This is a genomic window from Asanoa siamensis, assembly GCF_016862555.1.
Taxonomy (GTDB): Bacteria; Actinomycetota; Actinomycetes; order Mycobacteriales; family Micromonosporaceae; genus Asanoa; species Asanoa siamensis.
In genome coordinates, this window is record NZ_BONE01000079.1 from 26,517 (window position 1) to 36,386 (window position 9,870).

The 9,870-nt window shown below is 70.8% G+C and carries 7 protein-coding genes; 2 read left to right on the forward strand and 5 right to left on the reverse strand.

What is annotated here, in order from left to right; translation table 11 throughout:
* Positions 1-37 precede the first annotated feature (37 nt).
* Together Asi02nite_RS33240 and Asi02nite_RS33245 are read left to right on the forward strand one after the other, a co-directional pair.
* Positions 38-829 carry an MBL fold metallo-hydrolase gene (locus Asi02nite_RS33240; RefSeq protein ID WP_203717974.1) on the forward strand — a complete coding sequence of 264 codons (792 nt, stop codon included), beginning with the start codon at positions 38-40 and terminating at the stop codon, positions 827-829.
* Complete coding sequence (locus Asi02nite_RS33245; RefSeq protein ID WP_203717975.1) at positions 826-4,461, forward strand: adenylate/guanylate cyclase domain-containing protein; 3,636 nt, start codon at positions 826-828, stop codon at positions 4,459-4,461. Before Asi02nite_RS33240 ends, Asi02nite_RS33245 begins: the two co-directional genes overlap by 4 nt.
* A 270-nt stretch (positions 4,462-4,731) precedes the next feature.
* Here the strand turns inward: Asi02nite_RS33245 and Asi02nite_RS33250 are convergent, their stop codons facing one another.
* The 5 genes from Asi02nite_RS33250 to Asi02nite_RS33270 all read right to left on the reverse strand — a co-directional run.
* Positions 4,732-5,067 carry a DUF6985 domain-containing protein gene (locus Asi02nite_RS33250; RefSeq protein ID WP_203717976.1) on the reverse strand — a complete coding sequence of 112 codons (336 nt, stop codon included), beginning with the start codon at positions 5,065-5,067 and terminating at the stop codon, positions 4,732-4,734.
* Between the two features lie 199 nt (positions 5,068-5,266).
* Positions 5,267-5,812: an SMI1/KNR4 family protein gene (locus tag Asi02nite_RS33255; protein WP_203717977.1), complete on the reverse strand. Its 546-nt coding sequence runs from the start codon at positions 5,810-5,812 to the stop codon at positions 5,267-5,269.
* Positions 5,813-7,179: 1,367 nt separating this feature from the next.
* Entirely contained in the window at positions 7,180-7,731 is a 552-nt protein-coding gene (locus Asi02nite_RS33260) for a hypothetical protein (protein WP_203717978.1), read from the reverse strand.
* Positions 7,732-7,931: 200 nt separating this feature from the next.
* Positions 7,932-8,993, reverse strand: coding sequence for an aspartate-semialdehyde dehydrogenase (locus Asi02nite_RS33265; RefSeq protein ID WP_203717979.1), 1,062 nt, complete (start codon positions 8,991-8,993; stop codon positions 7,932-7,934).
* A gap of 5 nt (positions 8,994-8,998) precedes the next feature.
* The coding region (locus Asi02nite_RS33270; protein ID WP_203717980.1) for an aspartate kinase at positions 8,999-9,870 on the reverse strand (872 nt) is incomplete at its 5' end.

Here is a 9,870-nt window from a genome sequence, read left to right on the forward strand (position 1 = left end):
CACCTTCCCGTCGTACGGCGGTCGTACGATCGCACCCATGACGGCCCACGTGACCACTCCGGCGGCGGCCCTGGCGGAACGCCTGCCGGAGTGGGCCACCCTCGTCCGGGCGCCCAATCCGGGTCCGATGACGCTCGACGGCACCAACACCTGGGTGCTGCGCGCCGCGCCCGGCGCTCCCGCCGTGGTCGTCGACCCCGGCCCGCTCGACGAGGGGCACCTGCGGGCGATCGCCGCACACGGTCCGATCGGCACGATTCTGGCCACCCACGGTCACCCCGACCACGTCGAGGGTCTCGACCGGTTCGCCGCGCTGACCGGCGCTCCGGTGGTGCGCGACCTCGGCTCGCGCGAGGTGGCGGGCCTGGCCGTCAACGCCGTGCCCACGCCGGGGCACACCGCCGACTCGGTCTGTTTCGTGGTTTCGGCGGGCGGTGAGCAGGCCGTCCTCACCGGCGACACCATCCTCGGCCGGGGCACCACGGTGGTGGCGCACCCCGACGGAGATCTCGGCGCCTACCTGTCCAGCCTGTCGCTGCTGACCGCCTATGCCGGGCATCTCGCCCTGCCCGGGCACGGCCCCGCGTTGGCCGACTGCGCGGTCGCCGCGCGGTTCTACCTGGCCCATCGCCAGGCCCGGCTCGACCAGGTCCGCCAGGCTGTCGCAGATGGTGCAAAAACGGCTGAAGACGTCGTTTCCGTCGTCTACGCCGACGTCGACCCCTCGCTCTGGCCGGCCGCGACCTGGTCGGTCCAGGCCCAACTCGCCTATCTCGGTGTGCCGACCCGGGAATCGCGACGGGGGTCACAGGGGTTGGATGGACCGTGACATGTCCTGTGTGCGGCACGGTCGCCATCCCAGGCGCCCGTTTCTGCCACAACTGCGGAGCCGCCCTGCCAGCGGCGGCGAGCCTGCCCGCCGCCGAGCGCCGGGTGGTTACCGTCCTCTTCGGCGACCTGTCTGATTTCACCTCCTGGTCCGAAAATGTCGACCCCGAGCGGGTCGGTGCGGTCACCGACCGCGTGCTCGCGGCCCTCGCCGGCGCGGTGAAGACGTTCGGCGGGCATGTCGACAAGCTGACCGGCGACGGCATCATGGCCGTCTTCGGCGCCCCCGTCGCGCACGAGGACGACGCCGAGCGCGCCGTCCGGGCCGCCCTGTCGATGCAGCGCGCGGTGCGCCGCGTGCTCGACGACGAGCGTGGCGGCGGCGCCCCGCTCGGCCTGCGGGTCGGGCTCAACACCGGCGACGTGGTCGCCGGCATCCAGGCCGCGATCGAATACACGGTCATCGGCGACACGGTCAACACCGCCGCCCGGTTCTCCGACGCGGCCGCGGTCGGCGCGGTCTACGCGGGTGCCAGCACGTTCGCCGCGACGCGCCGGGTCGCCTCGTGGCGGCAGCTGCGGCCGCTGCGGCTCAAAGGCAAGCGCGACCCGGTCGAGGCCTACGAGCTGCTCGGCCTGCACGACGCACCCGGCACCCGGTCCGGCCTCGGCGACGAGGCGCCGTTCGTCGGCCGCGAGGCCGAGCTCGGCCGCATCGCCGGCCGGATCGCCGAGGTCGTCGACCAGAGCCAGCCCACCGTCATGTTGATGACCGCCGAGGCCGGCGTCGGCAAGACCCGGTTCGCCGGCGAGGCCGAGCGGCTGGCCGCGGGCTACGACGTCGGCGCCGGCCGGTTCGCCACCCGCACCGGCGCCCGGGTGCTCTCGGTGCGGTGTGCCGCGTTCGGCGAGCGCCGCCGGCTCGCGCCGCTGGCCGACCTGGTTCGCGCCGCGATCGGCGCTCCCGCCGACAACGGCACGCCGCCCACCCGCGCGGTGGCCGAGGAGCGGCTCCGCCGGCTGACCACTCGGCTCGCCCGGCTCCCCGACGCCCCGGCCGTCGCGTCCGACCTGCTGCTCGCGCTGATGGGATACGGCGAGCTGCCGACCGCGATCCAGCCCGAGCCGGGCGAGTTCACCGGCGAGGGCCCGAGCGCCGACGCCGTGCCGGGCGCGGTGGCCGCGCTGCTGAGCGGCCTGGCGGCCGAGACTCCGCTGCTGATCGTCGTCGACGACCTGCACGACGCCACCCCGGAGACCATCGAGGCGCTCGGCGTCATGCTGTCCCGGCTCGCCGGCCCGGTGCTGGTCCTGCTGCTCGGCCGCCCCGAGCTGGTCCGCACCGCGGGCGCGCTGACCCGGTTGGCCGACGCCGAGGTGGTCACGCTGCCGCCGCTGCGCGGCGCCGACGCGTCCCGCCTGCTCTCGTCCTATCTGAGCGGCGGCAAGCTGCCGCAGCCCGACACCGACGGCCTGCTGGCCACCGCGCAGGGCAACCCGTTCTACCTGGCCGAGCTGGTCACGCTGCTGATCGAGCGCGGCGCGCTCACCAAGGTCAGCGTCGACGGCTCGCCGGGCGAGAAGCGCTGGCGGCTCGCGCCCGGCTCGCTGACCAGCCGTTTGCTCTCCCGCGACCTCGCGGCCGTCCTGGCAGCCCGCATCGACGCGCTGCCCGGCGACGCCCGGGCCGTGCTGCGCGACGCCGCGGTGATCGGCGACCAGGTGCCGCGGGGCACCCTCGAGGCGCTGCGCGAGCACTACGCGGGCCGGGCCGGCCGCCCGGCGGCGGTCGTCGCCGTCGAGCTGGAGCGGGCGGTCGACGAGTTGCTGCAGCGTCGCATGCTGCAGCGCACCCGGGCCGGTTACGCGTTCAGCACGCCGCTGATGCACGAGGCCGCCTATTCGGGCATCGGCAAGGCCGACCTGGCCGAGCGGCACGCGTTTTTGGCCCGCTGGGCCGAGCCCCACGCGGTGTCCGACGTGGTCGTCGGCCGGCGCGCGGTGTCCGTCGACAGTCCGGCGGCCGACCCGGGCAACTGGTCCGACGGCGACCGCGACGCGTTCATCGCCCACCACGCCGAGCGCGCGGTCGCCCTCGCCGACAGTGTGGGACTGCGGCCGGACGCGCCCGCCCGGACCGTCGTACCCCTGGGGATCGCGGCCCTGAGCCGTTCCGCGCGGCGCGCGGCTGCCGCCGGTGAGCCCACGACGGCGGTCGAATACGCCGAACGCGAGGCGAAGCTCGCCGGGGACGCCCTGCCGACGGCCGACCGGTTGGTACACGCGCGGGCCCTGCAACAGACGGGCCGGGTCAACGACGCGCTGGCGTACGCCGAGAAGATCGCCGCCAACTCCGCCGAGCCGGCCGCCCGCGCGGGTGCGCTGCTGCTGGCCGGCCGGGCCCACCGTTCGCTCGGCGACTTCGCCCGGGCGCAGGTGATGTGGCGCGACGCGCTCCAGGTGGCGACCGACGCCAACCTGCCCGGGCCGCGCGCCGAGGCGATGCGCCGCCTCGGCATGGCCGATTTCCTGCAGGGCAAGCTGGCGCAGGCGAGCAGCCGCTTCGCGGCGGCCTACCAGGTCAACGTCGCGGCCGGTGACGAGCGCGGCCAGGCCTGGTCCCTGCAGAACCTGGCCTGGGTCACGACGACCCGCGGCGACTTCGCCGGCGCCGACGCGGTGCTGGCGCGCGCGGCCCGGCTCTTCGCGCAACTGGGCGACCCGGTCGGGCGGGCCTGGCTGCGCGGCACCACCGCTTATGCGCGGCTGCTCGCCGGCCGCCTGTCGGAGGCCCGCCGGCTCGCCCGGATCTTCCTGCCGTTCGGCGAACGCGTCGGCGAGGCGTGGGCGGTCGGCACGCTCCGCGCGGTGGAGGCGTTCGCGGCCGCCGAACTCGGCGACCTGGCCGAGGCAGACCGCGAGGCGCGCCGCGCCTACCGCGACTTCGCCGCCGCCTCCGACGACTGGGGCCGCGGCTTCTCCCTGGTCGTCCGGGGCGTGGTGGCCCGCGGCCTCGGCGAGCCGCAGCACGCCAGCGACCTCCTGACCGACGCGGTGTCCTACGCCCACCGCATCAACCACCCGCTGCTGATGGGCATGGCGGGCACGCTTCGCGGTTTCGTGGCCCTGGACCGCGGCGACGTCGACGCGGCCGAGGCCGACGCGCGGTCGGTGATGACCGCGGTCGAGCCACACAACCCCCTGGCGCCGGCCCAGGTGGGCCCACGGGTCCTGCTGTCGGCGGCCCGCACCCGGGCCGGCGACACGACCACGGCGATCGGCCTGCTGGCCCCGATCGCCTCGGCGAGCGGCGCGCCGTCGCTGCTGTTCTCCCGCCAACAGGCGATGGCCACCTATGCCGCGGCGCTGCTGGCTGCGGGCCGCTGCGAGCAGGCCTTGGACTGGGCCCAACGCGCGGCCGCGGTCCCGGCGGAAGACGTCCGCAGCCGGGTGATCGGCGCGGAGGTCCTGGCCCGCACCCTGGACGCGGCGGGCCGCCACACGGAAGCGATGGCAGCGGCGGAACGCGCGGTGGATCTCTCCTTCTCGACGGAGCAGACAAGCGAACGCGCCCGCGCCAAGGCCCTGCAGGCCTCCCTCCACCCGGCGGCCCCGCGCAGGTCGCTTGCCTAGCCTGCTCACCTGCTCACGACGATCGGCGACGCGCCTAATGCCACCGCGATCGCCGCGCCGATGGCGAATCGTGGCGGTGGCCGCCTGCTCGCTCGTTGGGACGGTGACTTGGTCGAACCAGGAGAGCAGGGAGATCGGTTCCACGGCGGTTCGACCTACCCCAACCTGACTGACCTCGGACAGTCCTCGCCGCGTCGAGCTTGACGTGCTGCACTGCTCCACGAGCGGTCAGCACCTCGAACAAATCGCCGTACACGTCCGCTGCCTGGACTAGCCGACCGGGTGGTAGACGAGGTCCCGGAGATCGTCGCGGCCGTAGGCGCTCGCATTGGTGAGGTGCCCGTCGGAGGCGCCAACCTTGATCACGGTGCGACCCTCTCGAAAGACGATCTGCAGACCGTGCTCGGGCTCCCAGTCACACTCGCACTCCAGCGACAGGCACACCGGTCCCGCCGCATCGGTGTCACGCCGAACCGTCACCTCGCCGGCCAGGTCAACGTAGTCCCACACCTCGTCAGGTCCGGCGATCGACGGGAAGCCACCCTCGTCGCCACCTTCCGCCGCAACGTCCTGGTAGCAGGCGAATATGTCCGGCCCGGCCGCCATCAGGGCCGATTCGTCGACCGCGAGGAAGGTCGCACAGCCGCGTGGAAGTCACCCTTCGCGTCGTCGTCCGCATAACCCTCCACGACGAACCGACAGGTGGCGCCACGAAGGACCGACACTGAAGCTGCCCCGCTGCGGAGGCAGTCGATCTCGTCTTCGACGACGATCCCGAGCCCACAAATCTCCGTGTACGGACCGCTCACCGGCCGTCGCCCCACGGCAGCAGGGCAGCCGGGACGTGGGCCATCGCCGGATCGAGCCCGAGGACGTGGCCGCGGTCGAACGGCCAGCGCCGGTCGCCTGCGTCGGCAAGGAGGAGAGACCGCACGAAGGTCCAGATGGTGGTGGCCACGATGTAGCCGAGCGCGTCGAAGTCGCTCTGATCGATGAAGGCTACGTGTCCGGCCAGCTTCCCGTCGGTGATGAGCACGTAGTAGTCGCCGCTCCCGTCCCCGGCCACCGGCAGCCACCCACGATCCCGCCAGCCAGGAAAGGATGCGAGCACAGACGCGATGTCGTCGGCGTGGCCGTCGTGCGGCACCCCGTACAGACCGCCCGGCCCGATCGCGTCGCCCTTGCACAACCGCAGCCACTCCACCAGCTCGGTAGGCAACGGGCGTCCGACTATCCGGCGCAGGTCAGCTATCTCCGCGTCGTCAGCGCCATCCGGATACGACCTTCCCGGCTCCCGGACGGCCGTGATGAGAAGTCGAGCGACTTCATCACGAGTCGATTCGAGGGACACACGCCCATTATGGCGACACCGCTCGTCACTGCCCGAATACCCGGTCGGCTACACCCGACGCGACATCCAACCTTCGGGCTGCTACGAGGCGGGCTGCCGTCCTCGACAGGACAACTCAGGAACCGGCTACCCCGGCTGTCGGCCCGTTGCTGCGAGCCTTCGCCTGGTGGCATGAGCTGCGCATCCGCTGAGCCGGACCGGGCGAAGGGCTCGTGACGCTCGCCGGAGGCCGGGCCACGCCAGCCAGCGGCTCGTTGATCTTCGCGACGGTCCTACGCGCGAGCGACCACCGGCCACCCCAGTCGAACACGACTAGGAGCAAGGGAACCGATACCAACCACTGAGGGCAGGGACGAGCCCTGACCGATCGGCGAGACGATCAAGAAAAGGCACAGCGAGCCCACAACGGCGATAACGGCGGCTTGAGCCGCGCCACGGAGTGTCAACGGCCGATCAGGAAGGCGAGCGAACCCCAGCAGAATCAGGCCGTCCGCGGCGCCGACGATAGCGTCCGTTGCCACCTGATCAGCCCGCGCCCGCGATGTCCACCACCTCAAGATCGCACCTGGGCGCATCAACGCCCTTCTCCTTTGGATTGGTTGGCGGCGAGCGCCACTGAAAGGACGCAAGGGCGGTCCCTCTGGGGAGAGCGACGCTCGAGCCCGAACAGGTCGCTACCGGCCGCGCACATCCGCGGGTCGCGGGCTTCTAGCAGCCGAGCACTCAGGAATCACGAATGTCGGCAATGGTGGCGCAACTCAATCTCGGCGAGGACGGGGTCGGCGGGCCGCTCGACGCCGCGGTATCGACGGACCACCGGGTGATACTCGGTCGTGGGTCCAGGCAGGCGGTCGCGCTCGGCCGTGTCACGAAAGCAAGGCCATCCGTCGCGCCGCGCTTGACGACGTGGAGAGACTGCACCGATGAACCAGCGACCCGGCTTCGAATGGGCTGGTGGCGGACGACCGCCAACCACAGCGGAGACCGCGTTCGCCGCCACCCTGGACGGTTTAATCCCGGCTTGAACTAGTGGTTATGGCACTACGACGGAATTCCCTGGCTCCTGGTGTCACACGACGTCGTCATCAGAAAATCGTGCACGACACGCTGCGCCTGGACTTCGAACACGCCGGCATCCTGGGCGGATGGAGCCCGGCGAACTCAACTGGGACTCCGGGGCACGCGCGAAGGCCGCTCACATCGACACCACCGGCCCGGACTGACCAACCGCTGCGAGGCCGCAACCAGACCGTCGTCATGATCGAGACACGGATCGGCTGCATCGAACCCGCGCCAACCGGTGCCGCCTCGCATTCGGGTCGGTTGGGCTTGCTCGGCGAAGTCTCTGGTGGCACGGCGCCGGTTGGCTAGTCTCCGATAACGCTTTTAACGATCCGCTCTCGCAGCGAGAGTCTTAACTCGGGCTCGTTTATCTCGTCATGGAGCGCGAGAAGAAGAGCTTCTACGGCGGCTCTGGCGTCTCGTCGATACGAATCGCCATCAGTGAAGACCCTACCGAGGGTATCAAGAAACCCGGTGCCTTTGATCATCGACTGACGCTCTTGCTTCGTAAGCTGGATCTTGCATGCGCGAGGCAACGACCCTTCGAGACCAAGAATCATCGCGTTGACGCGAAGCGAACCGTAAAGATGTAATTCGGCTTTCACACTCTCGTCAAGCGTGGCAGGCGGACTAATCGGCGCAGTTTCAGTAGACTGAAGCAGCACACGCAGGCTTCTCGCCCATACGGAGATGTCTTTGTAGAGCCGAGACCTCTCGGCCCAAACGCGACCGTCATTGGCTATGCGCCGGTCGTGACGCTTACCTTCGAGCGTAACGACTGCAGAGATTATCGGAGTAATCAGGCCCACAGAGCCTGTGGTGATTACGGCCGCTAATGCAATCGTCGACGAGTCCACCACACCGCACGATAGTACGGACTTGCCGAGATCCACTCAATCCGTCGCTTCGCTGCAACGACGCACCTACAAGTCAGTGACGCCCTCACATCAGACTGCCGTTCTCGCTTGCGCTCGTGCGCACCGCCCTCCATGACCTCTACGCAATTCGCAGAACTTGAGGCATAGCCGATACCGCCGCGGGAGGCAAAGTCCCGGACCTACTTCGCGGTCAGCTCCGCTGCCACCAGCTCCGCGATCTGGGCCGTGTTGAGTGCCGCGCCCTTGCGGAGGTTGTCGCCCGTCACGAACAGGTCCAGCGCCCGGGGGTCGTCCATCGCGCGGCGGATGCGGCCCACCCAGGACGGGTCGGTGCCTACCGCGTCGATCGGCATCGGGAACTCGCCCGCGGCCGGGTCGTCGACCAGGATCACGCTCGGTGCGTTGCGGAGCGCCTCGCGCGCCCCCTCCGCCGTCACCTCGGCGCCGAAGACCGCGTGCACCGCGACCGAGTGGCCCGTGACCACCGGCACCCGGACGCAGGTCGCCGAGACCTTCAGGTCGGGCAAGCCCAGGATCTTGCGGGACTCGTTGCGGAGCTTCAGCTCCTCGGACGACCAACCCGCGTCGCGCAGCGAGCCCGCCCACGGCACGACGTTGAGCGCCATCGGGGCCGGGAACGGCCCGAGGTCGTCGCCGACCGCCTGGCGGACGTTGCCGGAGCGCGAGCCCAGCACCCGGTCACCCGCGATCTTGCTGAGCTGGTCGTGCAGCGTGTCCACGCCGACCTGCCCGGCCCCCGACACCGCCTGGTAGGACGAGAGCACCAGCTCGCGCAGCCCGTATTCGCGGTGCAGCGGCCCGATCGCCACGATCATCGTCAGCGTCGTGCAGTTGGCGTTGGCGATGATGCCTTTCGGCCGGTTGCGGACCTGCTCCGGGTTGATCTCCGGCACGACCAGCGGCACGTCGCGGTCCATCCGGAACGCGGCCGAGTTGTCGACCGCGACCGCGCCCAGGGCCACCGCCCGCGGCGCCCACTCCGCCGACACCTCGTCGGGCACGTCGAACATCGCGACGTCGACGCCCTCCAAAGAGGACGACGACAGCTCCTGGACCGTGAGTTCCTCGCCCCGGCAGTAGACCTTGCGGCCCGCCGACCGCGCGGACGCCAGCAGGCGGATCTCGCCCCAGACGTTCTTGCGGGAGGACAGCAACTCGCACATCACCGTGCCGACGGCTCCGGTCGCGCCGACAACCGCTAGGGAAGGCAGACCGGACACGGGACTCACCGCCCGGTCCCCGCGTAGACCACCGCTTCCTCGGAACCACCGAGATCGAAAGCATCGTGTACGGCCCGGACCGCCTCGTCGAGGTCGGTGTCGCGGCAGACGACCGAGACCCGGATCTCCGAGGTGGAGATCATCTCGATGTTGACGCCGGCCTCGGCCAGGGAGGCGAAGAACTTGGCCGCGACGCCCGGGTGGGAGCGCATGCCCGCGCCGATCAGGGAGACCTTGCCGACGTGGTCGTCGAAGAGCAGCGTCTCGAAGCCGATCTCGGACTGCACCCGGTTGAGGGCCGCCATGGCCACCGGGCCGTCGGAGCGGGGCAGCGTGAACGAGATGTCGGTGCGGCCGCTCTGGTGCGCGCCCGGCTGGCCCGTCGAGATGTTCTGCACGATCATGTCGATGTTGATCTCGGCACCGGCCACCGTCTCGAAGATCTTGGCCGCCGCGCCCGGCTCGTCCGGGACCGCGACGATCGTGATCTTCCCTTCGCTCCGGTCGTGAGCGACGCCGGTGATCAGTGCCTGCTCCACGGGAAGATCCTCCATTGATCCGGTGACGATGGTGCCGGGGTTCTGCGTGTAGGACGAGCGGACGTGGATCGGCACCTTGAAGCGCCGCGCGTATTCGACGCACCGCAGCATCAGCACCTTGGCGCCGCAGGCCGCGAGCTCCAGCATCTCCTCGTAGGTGATTTCCTTGATGTGCCGGGCGTTGGGCACGATACGCGGGTCGGCCGTGAAAACACCGTCAACGTCGGTGTAGATCTCGCACACGTCCGCCGACAGGGCGGCCGCCAGCGCGACGGCGGTCGTGTCGGAGCCGCCGCGGCCCAGCGTGGTGATGTCCTTGGTGTCCTGTGACACGCCCT

Coding starts and splice junctions, on each gene's coding strand:
- Asi02nite_RS33240 (WP_203717974.1), top strand. CDS start 38: ATGACGGCCCACGTGACCACTCCGGCGGCGGCCCTGGCGGAACGCCTG.
- Asi02nite_RS33250 (WP_203717976.1), bottom strand. CDS start 5,067: ATGGCGGCCGGGCCGGACATATTCGCCTGCTACCAGGACGTTGCGGCG.